This window comes from Siccirubricoccus phaeus (assembly GCF_008360935.1).
In the GTDB taxonomy this organism is placed as follows: Bacteria; Pseudomonadota; Alphaproteobacteria; order Acetobacterales; family Acetobacteraceae; genus Siccirubricoccus; species Siccirubricoccus phaeus.
Genome location: NZ_SRXO01000022.1, coordinates 49,002 through 66,048, shown reverse-complemented (window position 1 = coordinate 66,048; position 17,047 = coordinate 49,002). Strand labels below are relative to the sequence as shown.

At 73.0% G+C, this 17,047-nt stretch carries 17 protein-coding genes; 7 read left to right on the top strand and 10 right to left on the bottom strand.

Going from position 1 to position 17,047, the window contains the following annotated elements; genetic code table 11:
* The first annotated feature begins 24 nt into the window (after window positions 1-24).
* From E5N76_RS23780 to E5N76_RS23760, 4 genes are all read left to right on the top strand, one after another.
* Complete coding sequence (locus E5N76_RS23780) at window positions 25-360, top strand: NIPSNAP family protein (RefSeq protein ID WP_149539810.1); 336 nt, start codon at window positions 25-27, stop codon at window positions 358-360.
* Window positions 357-515 (top strand): CidA/LrgA family protein, encoded by a 159-nt coding sequence (locus tag E5N76_RS23775; protein ID WP_235907848.1) that lies wholly within the window; start codon window positions 357-359, stop codon window positions 513-515. The genes E5N76_RS23780 and E5N76_RS23775 overlap by 4 nt, the downstream gene beginning before the upstream one ends.
* Window positions 516-906: 391 nt before the next feature.
* Window positions 907-1,524, top strand: a complete 618-nt coding sequence (locus tag E5N76_RS23765) for an LrgB family protein (RefSeq protein WP_328593071.1) — start codon at window positions 907-909, stop codon at window positions 1,522-1,524.
* Window positions 1,525-1,641: 117 nt separating this feature from the next.
* Window positions 1,642-2,145, top strand: a complete 504-nt coding sequence (locus E5N76_RS23760) for a GcrA family cell cycle regulator (RefSeq protein WP_149539809.1) — start codon at window positions 1,642-1,644, stop codon at window positions 2,143-2,145.
* A 165-nt stretch (window positions 2,146-2,310) separates the two neighbouring features.
* On the opposite strand, the gene E5N76_RS23755 is transcribed toward E5N76_RS23760, so the two are convergent.
* From E5N76_RS23755 to E5N76_RS23735, 5 genes are all read right to left on the bottom strand, one after another.
* Window positions 2,311-2,601: a DUF1330 domain-containing protein gene (locus E5N76_RS23755; protein WP_149539808.1), complete on the bottom strand. Its 291-nt coding sequence runs from the start codon at window positions 2,599-2,601 to the stop codon at window positions 2,311-2,313.
* Window positions 2,602-2,890: 289 nt separating this feature from the next.
* Window positions 2,891-5,155: a hypothetical protein gene (locus E5N76_RS29790; RefSeq protein WP_187830354.1), complete on the bottom strand. Its 2,265-nt coding sequence runs from the start codon at window positions 5,153-5,155 to the stop codon at window positions 2,891-2,893.
* A 564-nt stretch (window positions 5,156-5,719) separates the two neighbouring features.
* Complete coding sequence (locus tag E5N76_RS23745) at window positions 5,720-6,832, bottom strand: NADH:flavin oxidoreductase/NADH oxidase (RefSeq protein ID WP_149539807.1); 1,113 nt, start codon at window positions 6,830-6,832, stop codon at window positions 5,720-5,722.
* Window positions 6,829-7,671 (bottom strand): DUF2272 domain-containing protein, encoded by an 843-nt coding sequence (locus E5N76_RS23740; protein WP_187830353.1) that lies wholly within the window; start codon window positions 7,669-7,671, stop codon window positions 6,829-6,831. Before E5N76_RS23740 ends, E5N76_RS23745 begins: the two co-directional genes overlap by 4 nt.
* A gap of 271 nt (window positions 7,672-7,942) precedes the next feature.
* Window positions 7,943-9,163, bottom strand: a complete 1,221-nt coding sequence (locus E5N76_RS23735; RefSeq protein WP_187830352.1) for a GTP cyclohydrolase II — start codon at window positions 9,161-9,163, stop codon at window positions 7,943-7,945.
* 223 nt (window positions 9,164-9,386) lie between these two features.
* Here E5N76_RS23735 and E5N76_RS23730 point away from each other — a divergent pair, with 223 nt between their 5' ends.
* Complete coding sequence (locus E5N76_RS23730) at window positions 9,387-10,103, top strand: response regulator transcription factor (protein WP_149539805.1); 717 nt, start codon at window positions 9,387-9,389, stop codon at window positions 10,101-10,103.
* A gap of 352 nt (window positions 10,104-10,455) precedes the next feature.
* Here the strand turns inward: E5N76_RS23730 and E5N76_RS23725 are convergent, their stop codons facing one another.
* The 5 genes from E5N76_RS23725 to E5N76_RS23705 all read right to left on the bottom strand — a co-directional run bounded on the left by E5N76_RS23725 (window position 10,456) and on the right by E5N76_RS23705 (window position 13,959).
* Window positions 10,456-11,046: a malonic semialdehyde reductase gene (locus E5N76_RS23725; protein ID WP_149539804.1), complete on the bottom strand. Its 591-nt coding sequence runs from the start codon at window positions 11,044-11,046 to the stop codon at window positions 10,456-10,458.
* Window positions 11,047-11,408: 362 nt separating this feature from the next.
* Window positions 11,409-11,984, bottom strand: coding sequence for a NifU family protein (locus E5N76_RS23720; RefSeq protein WP_149539803.1), 576 nt, complete (start codon window positions 11,982-11,984; stop codon window positions 11,409-11,411).
* A gap of 379 nt (window positions 11,985-12,363) precedes the next feature.
* Entirely contained in the window at window positions 12,364-12,765 is a 402-nt protein-coding gene (locus E5N76_RS23715) for a hypothetical protein (protein WP_149539802.1), read from the bottom strand.
* Window positions 12,762-13,304, bottom strand: coding sequence for an NUDIX hydrolase (locus E5N76_RS23710; RefSeq protein WP_149539801.1), 543 nt, complete (start codon window positions 13,302-13,304; stop codon window positions 12,762-12,764). The genes E5N76_RS23715 and E5N76_RS23710 overlap by 4 nt, the downstream gene beginning before the upstream one ends.
* A 439-nt stretch (window positions 13,305-13,743) precedes the next feature.
* On the bottom strand, window positions 13,744-13,959 hold the full coding sequence (locus E5N76_RS23705; RefSeq protein WP_149539800.1) for a hypothetical protein: 216 nt from the start codon (window positions 13,957-13,959) through the stop codon (window positions 13,744-13,746).
* Between the two features lie 383 nt (window positions 13,960-14,342).
* Between E5N76_RS23705 and E5N76_RS23700 the strand changes: the two genes are divergently transcribed.
* Window positions 14,343-15,299: an acetyl-CoA carboxylase carboxyltransferase subunit alpha gene (locus E5N76_RS23700; RefSeq protein WP_149539799.1), complete on the top strand. Its 957-nt coding sequence runs from the start codon at window positions 14,343-14,345 to the stop codon at window positions 15,297-15,299.
* A gap of 252 nt (window positions 15,300-15,551) precedes the next feature.
* Window positions 15,552-16,973 (top strand): MFS transporter, encoded by a 1,422-nt coding sequence (locus tag E5N76_RS23695; protein WP_187830351.1) that lies wholly within the window; start codon window positions 15,552-15,554, stop codon window positions 16,971-16,973.
* Window positions 16,974-17,047 lie beyond the last annotated feature (74 nt).

Below are 17,047 nucleotides of genomic sequence, written 5' to 3'. Positions count from 1 at the left end.
CTTGGCCTCGGGAGCCCGTGCCGCATGATCGTCGACCTCCGCATCTACACCTGCCTGCCCAACCGGCTGAACGACTTCGTCGCGCTCTACGAGGCCGAGGGCTGGCCGCTGCAGCGGAAGCATCTGGGGAATTGCGTCGGCTGGTACACCACGGTGGAAGGCGAGCTGAACACCGTGGTGCATATGTGGGGCTATGCCGACCAGGGGGACCGCGAGAAGCGCCGCGCCGCCATGGCCGCCGACCCGGCCTGGGCCGCCTATCTCGCCAAGGTGGCGGAACAGGGCGCGCTGATCCGCATGCAGAACCGCATCATCCGCCCCACCGGCTTCTTCGCGGCCTATCAGGCCGGCCGGGCGTGATCGGCGCCCTCGCCGCGCTGCTCTCCTGCCAGCTCGCGGGGGAGGTGGCGGTGCGGGCGCTGCACCTGCCGGTGCCCGGCCCGGTCATCGGCATGGTGCTGCTCTTCCTCTGGCTGCAGGCGCGGCGGGCGGAAGCGCCGGCGCCCTCGCCCTGACGGCGGAGGCGCTGCTCGGCAATCTCGGCCTGCTCTTCGTGCCGGCGGGCGTCGGCGTGGTGCTCTAGAGCGGGATCGGTTGAGCTGCGCTCACCCGCCCCGCTCTAGCTCATTGTTCGGTCGCGTGATTCACGGTTTCGGTCGATTCGACCTCAACCGATCACGCTCTACCTGCCGCTGCTGGCGGAGGCCTGGGCGCCGCTCGGCCTCGCCGTGCTGGCGGGCACGCTCTTCACCATCGCCGCCACCGGGCGGCTGGCCCAGGCGCTGTTCCGGCGGCTGCGATGAACCCCGACATCGCCGCCATCTGGGTCTATCTCTCGCGCGAGCCACTGGCGGCGCTGACCGCGACGCTGCTTGCCTGGCTGCTGGCGCACCGGCTGCATCTGGCGTGCAGGCGCCACCCTCTGGCCAACCCGTGCTCTTCGCCGTGGTGCTGCTGGCGGGCGGGCTGCTCGCCGCCGGCATCGACTACCGCGCCTATTTCGAGGGCGCGCAATTCGTCCATTTCCTGCTCGGCCCCGCCACCGTGGCGCTGGCCGTGCCGCTGCACCGGCAATGGGGGCTGGTGCGCCGCACCGCCGGGGCGGCGGCGGCCTCCGTGCTGCTCGGCGGGCTCTTCGCCGCGGCCACCGGCGTGCTGATCGCGCTCGGCCTGGGCGCGGCGCCGGAGGTGGTGGCGAGCCTCGCCGCCCGCTCCGTCACCACCCCCGTCGCCATGGGCATCGCCGAGCGGATCGGCGGCCTGCCCTCCCTCACCGCCGCGCTCGTCATCGCCAGCGGCATCACCGGCGCGGCGCTCGGCCCGCTGGTGCTGAACGTCGCGCGGGTGCGGGACATGCGGGCGCGCGGCCTGGCGCTCGGCACCGCCAGCCATGGCCTTGGCACCGCCCGGGCCATTTCGGTGGATGCCACGGCCGGAGCCTTCAGCGGCCTCGCCATGGGGCTGAACGCGCTGGCCTCGGCCCTGCTGCTGCCCCTGCTCTGGCGCCTCTTCGGCCCCGGTTGAGGTTGTCCACAGATTTTCGCTGCCGCCAGGCCATCCAGAACTTGTGGTCCGCCCGGGCTCTGCCCTACCGTATCTGGTAGGCACAAAATATGGTGGGGCGATACAGGGGAGCACCACATGGACTGGACAGCGGAAGCCATCGACCAATTGCGCGCCTTCTGGGATGAGGGCCTGTCCACCGCCGAAATCGGCCGCCGCATGGGCATTTCGAAGAATGCGGTGGTCGGTAAGGCGCATCGCCTGAACCTGCCGGCCCGGCCGAGCCCGATCCGCCGCGACGCCACGCCGCGACCGAAGCCGGTGGCGCCGCCGCGGCCGCAGGCTCCCATGGCCGCGCCGCGCGCGCCCATGGCCCCGCCGATGCGGCGGCTGGAGCAGCGCCCGGCGATGCCGGCCGCCGCGGCGCCGCGGCCTGCCCCGGTGGCGCCGCCCGCCCCCGCCGCGGTGGTGCGGCCCTTCCCGCGCGCCACCGGCCGCACCTGCTGCTGGCCGATCGGCGAGCCGGGCACCAGCGGCTTCCGCTTCTGCACGGAAAGCGCGCTGACCGGGAAGCCCTATTGCGCCGAGCATGCGGCGCTGGCCTATGTGAAGGTGCGGGACCGGCGCGAGGACGCGGCGTAACCGGCGGCCTCGCCCGTTGGCGGCAGTGCCGCCAGCCCCCGGCAGGAGGCGCTGCCTCCTGCACCTCCGCCGGCGGGTGAAGGCCGTGCCGAGTTGGCAGGCTCAGCCTGCCTGCTCCCTCCCCCGCCTGCGGGGGAGGGTCGGGGCGGGGATGTCTCCCCAACCTCAGCCATACCCCTCCACCAGCGCCACCTCCCCCTCGCTCGCCGACTGGCGCAGCGCAATCAGCGGCGCGTATTCGGCGCTCTCATAGAAGCCGCGCAGCTTCGCCATGTCCGGGAATTCCAGCACCACCACCCGGTCGAACACCGCCGCGCCCTCCAGCGGCGTCAGCGCCCCGCCGCGGATCAGGTAGCGCCCGCCATGGGCGGCGATCAGCGGCGCCACCTTGTCGCGGTACTCGGCGAATTTCCCCGGGTCCTTCACCCGGATATTGGCGATGAGATAGGCGCTCATTCTCCGTCTCCTCCCTTTCGGTGGGTTCCCCCGGCGCGCGATCGTCCATCCGGGGGCCTGAACCACGCGCCGGAGCATGAAAGCAGGCCATGACCCGCGCTTCCATCTGCGCGGACCAGGGCTGAGTGTCCTGCCTGCGAATTTCGCCGGATTGCCGGCGAATTCGCAGGCAGGCCGGCATTGAACAAGCGCCGGTGGCCCGATGGCAGCGGCCCCGATCCCGCGCAGGCTCGGGCCGGTCAGCGAGCCGCCCCGTGGGCATGCGACCGGAATCCGCAGGGTGTCGGACTCAAGGCACCAGCGCGGCCTGCCACTCCCCGGCCAGCCTTTCCAGCTCCTCCGCATTGCCCTGGCTGGTGCCGGGCTGGTCGAAACCCGCAAGGCCGGGCGCGGTGATCGCCCCCCGCACCGCCTGGTTCAGCACCCAGGAGAGCGGCGGCTTCACCCCCTCCGGCCCCACCCCCAGCGCGAAGACCGCGAAATGCTGCCCCGCCCCGCCGCAATAGCGCCGGGCCATCTCCAGCGCCCCGCCATTCGCCCGCTCCCCCCGCACCGCCGCCAGCGCGCCGACCGGCGAGGTGAGGAAATCCAGCGCCGAGGGGCGGCTCGGCGCCGCCTTCGCCTCCTGCACCACCGGCTGGAAGCCGGGCGCTTCCGGGCCGCAGCGGGGCAGCTCGTCCCGCTTGAGCTCCGGGTCGCTCAGCACCTGCACGACGAACAGCTCCAGCCGCGTCCCCGTCAGCCTGCCCGCTTCCAGCAGCCGCGCATGCGCCTGGGCCAGCGCCTCCGCCGCGGCGCGGGCGGCGACGGCGCCCTGGTTGTCGTGGTAGCCGCCATCGACGAGCTGGCCGAAGGCCTCTTCCCGCCGGTTCCGCAGCAGGCCGGGCGCGGTCACATAGGGGAAGCGCGCGCTGTTGCTGGCGGCGACGGAGAAGGGCAGGTCGGCATCCAGCGTCGCCACCACGTCGATCACCTCCGGCAGCGCCCGGCGCAGATCCACCGGCGCCGTCACCGCCAGCCGCCCGCTTTCCTGATGCGTGCCGCCGGTGAGCAGCAGCGGCAGCAGCGGCTCCCCCGCCTTCGACACGCTGCGGGCGATCAGCGGCGCCGCCAGCCCGGCCCCGTCCTGCTCGCCGAAGGCGGCTTCCCAGGCCTGTTCCAGCCGCACGCTGCGGTCCGCGGGCCACAGCCCCACCCAGCCGGCCAGCGCCGAAACCGGGCCGAAGATCCGCCAGACCCCGTCGCCGAGGAACAGCCCGGCGAGCGGCGGCGCCAGGAAATCCTGCCCCAGCCCCTTCCGCAGCCGCTGCAGCCGCCGGTCGCGCGCCCCGGCCTCCTGCGTGGCGCCGCAGCGCAACCCGGACTGGTCGAGCGTCGCGACATAGGCGGCCGACCCCAGCGCCCCGCCGGAGATGCCGCTGATGGCGAAGAGATGCTGCCCGGGCTGCATCCCCAGCCGCGTCTCCAGCGCGCCCATCACCGCGGCGGTCCAGAGCGCGGCGCGGCTGGCCCCGCCGGCATTGGCGACGACCATGGCGCGGATCACCCGCTGCGGGCCCTCCGGCATGGCGCAATGCTGCAGCCACCAGGCGGCGGCCGTTGCCAGCTCCGGCCGTCGCGGGGCGGGCTGATCGCCGTGCCGCACCAGCGTGTTCACGGTGACGCCGGCGGCGCCGAGGATGAGGAGCAGCAGGAAGAACATCGCCGGCCAGCGCCAGGCCGCCGCCACCAGCCCCACCGGCGCCGCCAGCAGCGTCAGCAGCGCGGCCAGGCCGAACAGCGCGGTGGGGGCGGCGCCGACCGCCTGGGCCAGGTCGCTGGGCCAGGCGACGCCGACCAGCACGCTGGCGATGGCCAGCAGGAAGGCGACCAGCAGCGGGCGGATCAGCGGCAGGTCGAAGGGCAGGCAATCGCGGGCCAGGGAAAGCCAGGCGCCGAGGCCCACCGGCCGCGCCGGCGCGCGGAGCTGCAGCGCCTCATCCGCCAGCACGCCGGAGAGGCTGATACGGCGGCCTAGCCGCCGCGCCGCATGGCCGCGCAGCACGCTGCGCCGGAAGACGGCAAGGGCGACGAGCGCGGCGCCGACCGCCACCAGCCCGACCAGCAGGGCCAGGGCCACCCAGGTGTCCAGCATGCGCCGGGCGAGGAACAGGCAGAGCAGCGCGGCGACGGCCGGCGCCACGGCGATGATGCGCGGCAGGGCGCTCCACCACCAGCTCCGGCACACCTCCTCCACCCCCGGCAGCGCCGCCTGCCAGGCGAGGTTCAGGGACCAGCGCGCCCAGAACCAGGCGCCGATGCCGGTGAGCAGCACCGCCGCCAGCAGCGCCAGGATGCGGCCCGGGCCGTCGATGCCGGCGAGCAGGAAGCGGGTCTGCTCCGGCCCCGCCAGGGCGAAGCAGGCGATGACGGCGAAGGCGGCGGGCACCCGCGCATGCCAGATGGCCCGCCGCAGCCCGACCGAGCCGGCCAGCACGCCGACCAGGAGAAAGGAGCCGAGCAGCCAGAGCAGCGGCCCGTATTCCACCAGCCAATCGGTCTCCGCCTCGGGCATCGGCCGGCCTCCTGCCGTATCGGCGGCAGGATAAGCGGAAGCGGGGGCGGCGGGCCATGGGGGCGCTGCCCGTTGGCGGCGGTGCCGCTAGAGCGGTTTCACGCTGACTGTGCAGCGCGAAACCGCTCTAGCTTATGGATGGTAGAGCAGCTTCACGCCTCCGGGCGATGCCGCCCTCCGGCGATCTGCTCTAGCGTGGGATCGGTTGAGCTGCGCTCACCCGCCCCGCTCTAGCTCATTGTTCGGTCGCGTGATTCACGGTTTCGGTCGATTCGACCTCAACCGATCACGCAGGACCAGCCGACTGGCGACGGGGACACCGCCGATGCCGGCGGCATTCGGCAGTCCGCGGAATTCGTACAAGGCGGGTGCCGGCGCATGACCGCCCGGCACCCCGCCGTGAGTCCGCCGGTTCAACCCACGGGTCCCGGACCCAGACCGGGGTCCGGGGGGTGGTCCACCCCCCGGCGGGGGTTGACGGCACTGCCGCCAACGGGGGCAGCGCCCCCTGCCGGGGGTTTGGGGCGAAGCCCCTATCTGACGTCAGAAGAGCCTGATCTCACGTCAGAGCCTGGCCTGCACCGCCGCCGTCGACATCAGCCGCTGCATCCTGCCGAAGGTCGCCCAGCCGCGTTCGTATTGCGGCGGGGTCGGGATCGCTTCCGGCCGGCCCAGCGCCTCCGCAGCGTGCAGCGGCCAGTAGGGATCGCGCAGCAGCACCCGGGCCAGCAGGATCAGGTCTGCCTTGCCCTCCGCCAGGATGGCCTGGGCCTGCGCCGGCTCGGTGATCAGCCCGACGGCGGCGACCGGGATCTTCGCCCCATCCTTCACGGCGACGGCGCCCGGCACCTGGTAGCCCGGGCCCAGCACGATCTTCTGCCGATGGTCGAGCCCGCCCGACGATACATCCACCATGTCGACGCCCAGCGCCTTCACCCGCGCCGCAAGCTGCACCGTCTCCGCCGTATCCCAGCCGCCCTCCACCCAGTCGGTATGGGAGACGCGGATGACCAGCGGCACCTCGTCCGGGATGGCGGCGCGCACCGCCTTCACCACCTCCTCCACCAGCCGCGCCCGGCCGTTCAGGTCGCCGCCCCAGCCGTCATTGCGCTGGTTGGACAGCGGCGAGAGGAATTGGTGCAGCAGGTAGCCATGCGCCGCATGCAGCTCGATGATCCGGTAGCCGGCCGCGATGCTGCGCTTCGCCGCGGCGGCGAAATCGGCGATGGCCTGTTCGATGTCCGCCTCGCTCATCGCCCGCGGCACCGCGTAGTCGCCGAAGGCGACGGCGGAGGGGGCGAGGGTGGTCCAGCCCGGCTCGGCCGGCCCGTCCTCCCAGGGCGCCTTCCGGCTGGCCTTGCGCCCGGCATGGGCGAGCTGGATGCCGGGCACCGAGCCCGCCGCCGCGATCGCCGCCGTCAGCCGCTGGTGGCCGGGGAGATGCGCATCCGACCAGATGCCGAGATCGGCCGGGGAAATGCGGCCTTCGGGGGCGACCGCCGCCGCCTCGGTGAAGGTCACCGCCGCGCCGCCGACGGCGCGGGCGACGAGATGCGCCAGGTGCCATTCCGTCGGCATGCCGTCCGGTCCGCAGGAATACATGCACATGGGCGAGACGCCGATGCGGTTCTTCAGCGTCACGCCGCGCAGGACCAGCGGCTCGAACAGATCCGTCATGAAGCTTGTCTCCAGGGGCCGAGGCGGCCGAGGCGGTTCTCGAAGATGACGAAGCAGGTTGGGGCGCCAGGCGGAAGCGGCAAGAGACGCCCGGTTGCATCGGCGGGGAAGCGGGTGCGGGTGACGGCGTCCCGCACATTGCCGCCGATCGCCTCCACCGCACCCGGCCCTGCCGCCACGACGATGTCGCAATGCATGGGGCGGAAGGCGCCGTTATCCGCCGCGCGGTCCTGCCAGCGGCGCAGCGGGCGGGGGCTGCGGTCGGCGCAGAGCAGGTCGCCGGGCTGCGGCGCGTAGTCCTGCGGCGCGCGCGGCAGGAAGGGGGCGCTGGCCGGGAAGGCGGCGGCATCAGCGATCAGCGCGTCCACATAGTGGGAATGGGCGGCGGAGGGCGGGAATTCGCGGAGATCCACGCCGGCGCTGCGCAGGACGAAGCTGATGAAGGCGGCGGACCAGGCGGGCTCGTGCCACAGCGCGGCGCCTGCCGCCTGGCCGGCAAGCGCGGCGGCGTAGAGGCGGCGGTTCAGCGCGATGGCGCCCTCATCCTCCGGCACGGCGCGCCAATAGGCGAGGACGCGGGGGAAATTCTCCGGCGCGCTCTCGGCGCCGGTGGTGCGGCCGCCATCGCTGGGGGCGACGGTGATGCTGCCCCATTCCACCCACTCGGCCTCCGCGATGCGCAGCATGCGGGCCTTGGCGGAGGGCGGGTAGGGCAGCGGCGGGGCGGGGGGCGGCGGCGGCGCCGCGCAGGCGGCGAAGAACAGGAAGATCGAGAGGGGCGTCGCAGCAGCGCCGCGACCCCCTCTCAAGCTCTCCCCGCAAAGGGCCGAAAGGTCCATTGAACCCTTGAGTTTGGCACCTCGACCGTCGCGGCCACGCGCAAGCCGGGCAATCAGCGGGCGCAGCCACCAACCGGACGGCCCGTTGCCCTGGCGCGGCTTTGCCGCGACAGGCTGTGCGAGGCCCCGATCATCCAGCCCGAAAGGGCCCCGCGGCGGCGCGCAGCGCCCGCCCGGGCCGAAACCCGGGGCCCCCGCAACGGCGCGAAGCGACGTTGTGGGGAATAAACCCAGGGCCCCCATGAAGCCGCGCAGCGGCTTCATGGGGATCTCAATTGCCCTCCTGCGGCGCCAGCAGATGGCCGAAGCGCGCGGCCTTGGTGGCAAGGTAGCCGTCATTCACCCCGTTCGGCGCGATCTCGTGCGGCACGCGGCCTTCCACCGCCACGCCGCAGGCCACGAGCCCGACCAGCTTGTCCGGGTTGTTCGTCATCAGCCGCACCCGGGCAATGCCCAATTGCTCCAGCATGGTGGCGGCGACGAGGAAATTCCGCTCATCCGCCCCCCAGCCCAGCGCCTTGTTGGCATCCACCGTGTCGAGGCCGGCATCCTGCAGCGCATAGGCGCGCAGCTTGTTCACCAGCCCGATCCCCCGCCCCTCCTGCGCCAGGTAGAGCAGCACGCCGCCGCCCTTCTCCTGCGCCATGCGGGCAATGGCGCCGCGAAGCTGCGGCCCGCAATCGCAGCGGAGCGAGCCGAGCAGATCCCCGGTGAAGCATTCCGAATGCAGCCGCACCAGCGGCGCGCCGCCCGCCTCGGCCATATCCTCCGGCCGGCCGATGACGATCGCCAGATGCTCGATCCCGCCATCCGCGGCGCGGAAGGCGACGATGCGGGCATCCGCCGCATCCTCCAGCGGCACGGCGGCCTCGGCGACCCGGCGCAGGCTGGAGGCGGCGCTGGCCGGGTAGGCCAGGACATCCGCCGCCACCACCGAAAGCAGGTCCGGCCGCGCCAGCCCTTCGCGCATGGGGCCTTCCCGCATCGGCCCCTCCCGCAGCGGCGCCAGCACCACCGCCGGCAGCAGCCGGGCGAGCTTCGCCAGGGCCAGCGCCGCCAGGGCCAGGGGCGGGGCCGGGGCACGCTCCGGCCGTCCGCCGGCGTCCAGCAGCCCTTCGAAGGTGGGGTCGGCCAGGCTGCGCAGCGCCGCCGGCTCCAGCATGGCGGGCGGCAGGCGCAGCGCCACGGCGGCCTCCTCCACCGCCGTCACCGGGCGGAGGCCAGGGGGTGGAGCAAGGGGCAGGGCAAGCGCCCCGGCGCGACTCGGCGCCAGCAGCAGCACCGGCGGCGCCTTGGCCAAAGCCAGGATTTCGCCTAGCCCGGCGGCGCCCACGGTCTCGGCCGGCGCCATCACAACGCCGTGATCCTCGCCGCGCAGCAGCACCGGCGTGCCCCGGCGCAGCTCCGCCACCGCCCGGTGGACGGCGCGCAGCGCGGCCCTCGCTGGGTCGGGCTGCGGCGCAGGGGCGCCCAGCCGGGGGTCTTCAGCCATCATCCGGGGCATCGGCATTCATATAGGTCCATCGGCGTGGTATGGCGCCCCCGGAATGTGGCGCTGAAACGGCATCCGCCAGGGCCGGGATGAAATATTCGACAGGGCTCATCCGATGACACCGCACCGGCTGCGGAACCGTCCAGGCTTGACAAGCGCGCCATAGCTTCGCCATCGGAAGCAGATAAGGCTGCCCGCGTAGCGGGATTCCCTGGGAGATGGCATGGCTGGTCCGCGCCCCCTGCTGATCGTCGACGATGATGTCGCATTGCGACAAACGCTGGCGGAGCAGCTTTCGTTGGATGGCGAGTTCTCACCCGTCGAGGCAGCGACGGCGGAGGAGGCGCAGCACATGCTGGCCGGCGCCAATGCGCGCTTCGACGCCATCCTGCTGGATATCGGCCTGCCGGACGCGGATGGGCGGGACCTCTGCGCGCAGCTTCGCCGGCAGGGGCTGAAGGTGCCCATCATCATGCTGACCGGGCATGGCGAGGAGCAGGACGTGGTGCGTGGCCTGGATGCCGGGGCCAATGACTACATCGCCAAGCCCTTCCGGCTGAACGAGCTGCTGGCGCGGCTGCGCGCCCAGCTCCGGGTCTACGACAATTCGGAAGACGCGGTCTTCCTGATCGGCCCCTACACCTTCCGGCCGTCTGCCAAGCTGCTGCTGGAGCAGGCGCGCAACCGGAAGATCCGGCTGACCGAGAAGGAATGCGCCATACTGAAATACCTCTACCGCGCCGGCGGCCGGCCGGTGGGGCGGCAGATCCTGCTGAACGAGGTGTGGGGCTACAACAGCGCCGTCACCACGCACACGCTGGAGACGCATATCTACCGGCTGCGGCAGAAGATCGAGCCGGACCCCGCCAATGCCAAGCTGCTGCTGACCGAGGGCGGCGGCTATCGGCTGGACGCCAAGGCGGGGCAGATGGTGGTTTGAATTCCCCATGAAGGTGCTGGCGCGCCTTCATGGGGGCCCCGGGTTTCGCCCCGGGCGGGGCGCTGCGCGCCGCCGCGGGGTCCTTTCACGCTCGTGGCCTGGAAGCGCGCACAGCCTGGCGCGGCAAAGCCGCGCCAGGGCAACGGGCGGTCCGGCTCGGCGGGGCGCGGAAGCGCCCGGCTATCCAGGCGCACCGCCTTGCAAGGTGTCTTCCCGCGATGTCGCTGCGGGACGCCATGGGCCTTCCGCGCTCGTGGCCCGAAAGCGCGCACAGCCTGGCGCGGCAAGGCCGCGCCAGGGCAGCGGGCGGTCCGGTTCGGGCGGAGAGCAGCGCGCCCCGCGCGGGTGGCGGCTATTCCAGGCGCGCCGCCTCGTCGAAGCTGAGGCGCGGGCTGCGGGGGAAAAGGCTGGCGGGATCGCCATAGCCGAGATTGACCAGGAAGTTCGACTTCCAGCCGCTCTCGGCGAAGAAGGCTTCATCCACCTTGGCGTTGTCGAAGCCGCTCATCGCGCCGGTATCCAGCCCCAGCGCCCGGGCGGCGAGGATGAGATAGGCGCCCTGCAGCGTGCCGTTGCGGAAGGCCGTCACCTCGGCCAGCGCCGGGTTGTCGGCGAACCAGGCCCGGGCATCGACATGCGGGAAGAGCTTCGGCAGTTCCTCGAAGAAGGCCGGGTCATGCGCGACGATGACCGTCACCGGCGCGGCCATGGTCTTGGCGAGGTTACCCTCGGAGAGCGCCGGCTTCAGCTTCGCCTTGCCCTCCGCCGTGCGGATGAAGACGAAGCGGGCGGGCGAGGAATTGGCGCTGGTCGGGCCGTATTTCAGCAGGTCGTACAGCTCCTGCAGCCTGGTGTCCGGCACCGGCCGGTCCTGCCAGCCATTATAGGTGCGGGCCTGGCGGAAAAGCTGGTCGAGCGCCGCGGGGTCGAGGGTCTGGGACATGGCAAGGGGTCTCCTTCGCCGCTGGCTTACCGCCGGGCCGGAAGGCGGGCCAATCGGGCCAGGGGATGCCCACCATCACGGGATGAAATGAGGGCGGGCCGCCGGCCGCCCGTCCCGCGACCTCGAAGCGCGACCGCTTGCGGCGGGTTCGCCGACGCGCGCGACATTGGCGCTGGAGCGTGACCGGTTTCGGCTGGACCACCCGAAGCCGTGGATCGCGCAACCCAGCAAGGAGCTGGAACGAGGTGCGTGAGCGAAGGCGGGCGCATCACGCGCCAAGGCGGGGGCGCGATGCATCCCGCCCCGGCTCAGGCCCGGCCGCTGCAAAAGCGGTAACGGGGCCATTCGGCCCGGAGGGCCGCTCAGACCTCCTCCACCTGCTCCACCGCCACCACTTCCGGCACGTAGTGCCGCAGCATGTTCTCGACACCATGCTTGAGGGTGGCGCGGGAGGAGGGGCAGCCGGAGCAGGCGCCCTGCAGGTGCAGCTTCACGATGCCGTCGCGGAAGCCGCGGAAGACGATGTCGCCGCCATCGCCGGCGACGGCCGGGCGCACCCGCGTATCCAGCAGCTCCTTGATCTGGTCGACGATCTCGGCATCCTCGGGGTCGTAATCATCCCCGTCCTCGGCGTCGCTGCCCTCGATGACCGGCAGGCCGGACATGTAGTGGTCCATGATGGCGCCCAGCACCTGCGGCCGCAGGCTGGCCCATTCCGCCTCGTCATCCTGGGTCACGGTGATGAAATCGGCGCCGAGGAAGACCCGGGCCACCCCGGGCAGGGCGAAGATGCGGCTGGCCAGCGGGCTGCGGGCGGCGGCCTCGGCGCTGCGGAAATCGGCAGTGCCGCCGAGGGTTCCACCCTGGGGCATCACCTCCCGCCCCGGCAGAAATTTCAGGGTGGCGGGGTTCGGGGTGCCTTCGGTTTCGATGAACATGAGCGCGTCCTGAGTGCTGCCGCGGAATACCGTACCAAGGTGGTCGGTTTTGCCCGGTTTCGCAAGGCATGGCCCCGACATAGCCGCTATGTCCGGCGGGTGCCTGCCGCCGGAGGTTCCGCCGACGCTTCATCCATTGCCATGGCGTGGCCGCGCCTGGCGGCGCGAAGCGCCGACCGGGATAACCCGTTGTCGCCCCACGGCGCAGTGCGCCCTCATGCCTTGCCCTCCGCCGCCCCTTGCCCGGCGCGGCTTTGCCGCGCCGAAGCGGCGCCCTCTTGCGGGCGCCGAGCCTGCCCGAGTCCCGCAGCGGCGCCTGGCCCTGCCTGGGGCGAAACCCAGGGCCCGCGCGGCGTCGCGCAGCGGCGTCGTGGGAAGATCAGTAGCTGAAGGGCAGCCGAAGCCGCGCCCCGGGCGCCGGCTCGAACAGCTTCTCCTCCAGCCGGCTGACGCTGCCCTCGGCGGCCGCGCCGCGGCTCGGCAGCGGGCGGTGGATGATGCTGGGGTCGAGCCTCGGCCGCTCCACCACCTTGCTGGACGGGGCTTCCAATTCGCGGTTCGGCACCGGGGCAGGGAAGCTGCCCGCCATCCCGGCATCGCGCCGCGGCAGCGGCGCCGGGGGCAGCTTCACCAGTTCCAGCGCGGCGGGCTTGCCGGCGCGGCGCGGCGGCTCCGCCAGAGCGGGGGCGGCTAGGGCCAGGCCCAGCAGCAGGGCAGCGAGGCCCGGGAGCGCAAGGCGAGGGTGCGAAAAGCGGGAAAGCGAAGAACGGGCGCGGCTCATAGCCCTGGCTCCGGACGGATGGTGCCGCGCGCATCCTCGGCCGGGTTGCCGGCGGGTAGGCCCAGCGGCTGGCCGGCCGCCGCCTGCCAGGCGCGCAGCGCCCAATGGACGGAGGGGAAGGCGATCTCCCCCCAGGGGATTTCCTCCCAGCCGAACAGCGCCACTTCCTGGCTTTCCGGCCCGGCGGCGAAGCCCGGCTCGGCGAAGCCGGCGCGGTAGATGAGCTGCACCTGGCCGATGCGGGCGATGGAGAAGACCGCCAGCAGCCCCTCGATGGCGATGCGGGCCTTGGCTTCCTCCCAGGCTTCGCGGCGGGCGCCTTCCTCGGCGGTCTCGGCCATTTCCATGAAGCCGGCGGGCAGGGTCCAGAAGCCGCGGCGCGGCTCGATGGCGCGGCGGCAGAGCAGCACGCGGCCGCCTTCGGAGACGACGCTGCCGACGATGATCTTCGGGTTCTCGTAGGCGACGAAGCCGCAGTCCTGACAGACGAGGCGTTCCTTGTCGTCGCCGTCCGGGATGCTGCGGTGGAATTCGGGCATGGCAGCAAGATCGGCGGCGCCAGGGCCCGGTGCAAGGCCGGTGTGGATGCAGGACGCGATTGCTGCCATACGTCGCGCGGCGGCCATGGTGGGCGTGGCGCTGGTGGGCCTGGCACTGCCAGGACGCCGCTGCCGCTCCGTTCAAGCGTGGCGGCCGGGGCGGACCTTCGCCGGCGCGTCCCTGACCCCATCCCGGCCGGCCTGGCCCCGACCCTCCGACCGCGGCGCCGCCTGCCTGGCTCGAGCCCGGCGCGCAGCCTGCACGGCTGGGAGGCTCACCGGCCCCGCCGCCCGCCGCAGCTCCCTCCGCCCAACGCCGTCACCCCTTGCACGCATCCCGTCCCGGACCTTTGCCTGCCCGAGCAAGCAAGCCACGCGTTCCGGCCGGCGATCCATCCTTCCCGGCCCGCAACCCGGCGCCGAACCCCCCGGCCCGGCGTCAGACCCGCAGATCGAGCAGGGAGCCCCGGGGCATCGGCTTGCCGGGCGGTGGCGGCACGGCTTCCAGCGTGCGCTGCTGCGGCTGGCTGGCGGTGCCGCCGATAGCGGCGCTGGGCGTCACGCCCCGCACCTGCTCCACCGGGCCGGGGCCCGTCACCGGCCCTGCGCCGGAGACGCCCGGAGTGAAGGCCGCCAGGGAATTGGTTGCGATCATGCGCAGCACTGTGGCGCGGAGATCTGAATCCGCGGTTAAGGCCAGTCGCACCCAGAAGCCGGGGCGGCGGCGCTGCGGCGGGCGGCGGAGGATAGGCAGGGCGGTGGGGCGCATGGCCCAGCCTCGCGCCAGGGGGCGTTGACCATCTAGCAATCAGTGGTTGTGTTTCTCGCTTTTATGTACGAATCGCTAAGCCGTGGCCGGCCGGCCAGCCCGCCCCCCGCCCGGCCGCGCTTCCGCCGCCTCGCCTTTTCCGCTAACCCCGGCCTCCAACCGGGTCCCGGCCGGATCGCCTCCGGCCCGCGGTCCCCGGCCATTCGCCTTTGGTGTCAGTGCCTTGCCGCGTGCGGGACGGGCCTGCGGCGGGGCGCCAGGGATGATCGATGCGCCACTTCCTCGATTTCGAAAAACCTATCGCCGAGCTGGAAGGCAAGATCGAGGAGCTGCGCCGCACCACCGATGCCGGCGGCATCGACGTGGCGGAGGAGGTGGCGAAGCTGCGCGACAAGGCGCAGGCCCTGCTGAAATCCACCTATGCCAGGCTCACCCCCTGGCAGAAGACCCTGGTCGCCCGCCATCCGGACCGGCCGAAATGCCTGGACTACATCCGCGCCCATATCGAGGAGTGGACCCCGCTCGCCGGCGACCGCGCCTTCGCCGACGACGCGGCGGTGGTGGGCGGCCTCGGGCGGTTCCGCGGCCGCGCCGTCGCCGTGCTGGGGACGGAGAAGGGCAGCGACACGGAAACCCGCGTCCTGCACAATTTCGGCATGGCGAAGCCCGAAGGCTACCGCAAGGCGCGGCGGATCATCGAGCTGGCCGGCCGCTTCGGCCTGCCCATCCTGAGCTTCGTGGACACCGCCGGCGCCTTCCCGGGCATCGAGGCCGAGGCGCGCGGCCAGGCGGAAGCCATCGCGCGCTCCATCGAGGCCTGCCTGGAAGCGCCGGTGCCCTTCGTCGCGACCATCATCGGCGAGGGCGGCTCCGGCGGCGCCATCGCGCTGGCCGCGGCGGACCGGGTGCTGATGCTGGAGCACAGCATCTATTCCGTCATCTCGCCCGAGGGCTGTGCCTCCATCCTCTGGCGCGACGCCGCCCAGGCGCCGACCGCGGCCGAGGCGCTGAAGCTGACCGCCGAGGATCTCCGCCGCCTCAACCTGGTGGATGCGGTGGTGCCGGAGCCGCTGGGCGGCGCCCACCGCGACCCGGAGACAGCGCTGGCGGCCGTCGGCAACCGGGTGTGGGACTGCCTGGAGCCGCTGCTGGCGCTGGACGGCGCCACGCTGCGCGCCCGGCGGCGGGAGAAATTCCTGGAGATGGGCCGGAACAGCGTGATCTAGCCGGTGAACGCCCCCATCCCCCCGGCGCCCGATGACCGCAGCGGCGCAAGCCGCGGAGGTCTGAATCGGCCGCACTCCACTTCCGCTTCGCCCGATGACCGCAGCGGCCCGGGCCGCGAAGGTCCGAACCAGCCGCACTCCACTTCCGCTTCGCCCGATGACCGCAGCGGCCCGGGCCGCGAAGGTCCAAACCAGCCGCTCCAATTTTCACCGGCAGAACTGCGCACCGCCTTCTTCCGCAGCTTCCCCGGGGTGGCGCCGGCCATCATCCTCTCGGCCATCGACCAGACCATCGTGGCGACGGCGCTGCCGGCCATCGCTGCCGATCTCGGCGCGGTGGAAAGCCTCTCCTGGGTCGTCGTCGCCTATCTCATCGCCGCCACCGTGGCGGCGCCGGTCTTCGGCCGGCTGGGCGACGTGTTCGGCCGGCAGCCCCTGCTGCTGGCGGCGCTGGCGGTGAATGCGGCGGGATCCACGCTCTGCGCCGTGGCGCCCTCCTTCGGCGTGCTGGTGGTGGGGCGGCTGGTGCATGGCTTCGGCGGCGGCGGCCTCGCCACCATGGCCATGGCGCTGATCGGGGAAGCGGTGCCCCCCAGGGAAAGGGGGCGGTTCCAGGCCTATATCGTCGCCGCCTTCACCACCGCCTCCTGCCTCGGCCCGATCGCCGGCGGGTGGCTGACGCAGCATCTCGGCTGGCGTTCGGTGTTCTGGGCGCTGCTGCCGGTGATGGCGGCGACGGTGCCGCTGGCCCGGCGCATCCCTCGCCGGCCGGGGCATCATGGCGGCGGCTTCCGCTTCGACTGGCCGGGGGTGCTGCTCTTCGCCGCCTTCGTCGCGCCGGGGCTGCTGGCGCTGGGCCAGGTGCAGAAGGCGAATTGGGGGGCGCTGCCCTTCGCCCTGCTGCTGCTGGCGGGCGCCGCGGTGGCCCTCGCCGCCCTGCTGCGGTGGGAGGGCAAGGCGCCCGACGCCCTGCTGCACCTGCCGCTGCTGGCCGATGCCACGGTGTGGCGCGCCAATACGCTGACGGCCTGCGCCCATGGCGCGCTGGTGGCGCTGCTGACCTTCCTGCCTGTCTATCTGCAAAGCGTGCGCGGCCTGCCGCCGACCGAGGTGGGGGCGCTGCTGCTGCCGCTTTCCGCCGGCGGGGCGGCGGGGGGGCTTTCCGCCGGCTGGCTGATGACAAGGACGGGGATCGGCATGCCCTTCGCCTTCGGTGGGCTGGGCGTGGCGGCGGCGGTGCTGGGGCTGATCGCGGCACTGGCGCCGGTGCTGGGGGATTGGGGGCTGGCGGCGCTGTTCGGCCTGGCCTCGGCGGGGATCGGCTGTTCCTACCCGGTGACGCAGATCACGGTGCAGATGGCCGGGGGCAACCACCGGCTGGGGGCGGCCGCGGCTTCCGTGCAATTCTTCCGCACCTTCGGCGCGGCCATCGCGACGGCGCTGCTGGGGACGCTGCTGTTCGGGACCCTGGCGCTGACGGATGGCGCGCTGGCGGCGCTGTTCACCCGGCTGGTGCGGGAAGGCCCGGGGCTGCTGGAGACGCTGGACCCCGGGGCGCGGACGGCGCTGCGGGAGGCGCTGGGCTGGGGCTTCCGCGCGGCCTTCCTGGGCGCCGCCGCGCTGCTGGCGCTGGGAAGCTACCTGGCGGTGCGGGTGCCGTTGCAGCGGTTGTAGCCAGGGGCTCCGCCCCTGGACCCCGGCAGGAGGCGCTGCCTCCTGCACCTCCGCCGGGGGGAAGAGCTTCCCCC

What these genes read in the sequence shown, in the direction of transcription:
- E5N76_RS23705 (WP_149539800.1), bottom strand. Translation starts at nt 13,959, where the DNA reads ATGATCGCAACCAATTCCCTGGCGGCCTTCACTCCGGGCGTCTCCGGC.
- E5N76_RS29790 (WP_187830354.1), bottom strand. Translation starts at nt 5,155, where the DNA reads ATGCCCGAGGCGGAGACCGATTGGCTGGTGGAATACGGGCCGCTGCTC.
- E5N76_RS23760 (WP_149539809.1), top strand. Translation starts at nt 1,642, where the DNA reads ATGGACTGGACAGCGGAAGCCATCGACCAATTGCGCGCCTTCTGGGAT.
- E5N76_RS23715 (WP_149539802.1), bottom strand. Translation starts at nt 12,765, where the DNA reads ATGAGCCGCGCCCGTTCTTCGCTTTCCCGCTTTTCGCACCCTCGCCTT.
- E5N76_RS23730 (WP_149539805.1), top strand. Translation starts at nt 9,387, where the DNA reads ATGGCTGGTCCGCGCCCCCTGCTGATCGTCGACGATGATGTCGCATTG.
- E5N76_RS23755 (WP_149539808.1), bottom strand. Translation starts at nt 2,601, where the DNA reads ATGAGCGCCTATCTCATCGCCAATATCCGGGTGAAGGACCCGGGGAAA.
- E5N76_RS23780 (WP_149539810.1), top strand. Translation starts at nt 25, where the DNA reads ATGATCGTCGACCTCCGCATCTACACCTGCCTGCCCAACCGGCTGAAC.
- E5N76_RS23725 (WP_149539804.1), bottom strand. Translation starts at nt 11,046, where the DNA reads ATGTCCCAGACCCTCGACCCCGCGGCGCTCGACCAGCTTTTCCGCCAG.
- E5N76_RS23735 (WP_187830352.1), bottom strand. Translation starts at nt 9,163, where the DNA reads ATGGCTGAAGACCCCCGGCTGGGCGCCCCTGCGCCGCAGCCCGACCCA.
- E5N76_RS23745 (WP_149539807.1), bottom strand. Translation starts at nt 6,832, where the DNA reads ATGACGGATCTGTTCGAGCCGCTGGTCCTGCGCGGCGTGACGCTGAAG.
- E5N76_RS23700 (WP_149539799.1), top strand. Translation starts at nt 14,343, where the DNA reads ATGCGCCACTTCCTCGATTTCGAAAAACCTATCGCCGAGCTGGAAGGC.
- E5N76_RS23740 (WP_187830353.1), bottom strand. Translation starts at nt 7,671, where the DNA reads ATGGACCTTTCGGCCCTTTGCGGGGAGAGCTTGAGAGGGGGTCGCGGC.
- E5N76_RS23720 (WP_149539803.1), bottom strand. Translation starts at nt 11,984, where the DNA reads ATGTTCATCGAAACCGAAGGCACCCCGAACCCCGCCACCCTGAAATTT.
- E5N76_RS23710 (WP_149539801.1), bottom strand. Translation starts at nt 13,304, where the DNA reads ATGCCCGAATTCCACCGCAGCATCCCGGACGGCGACGACAAGGAACGC.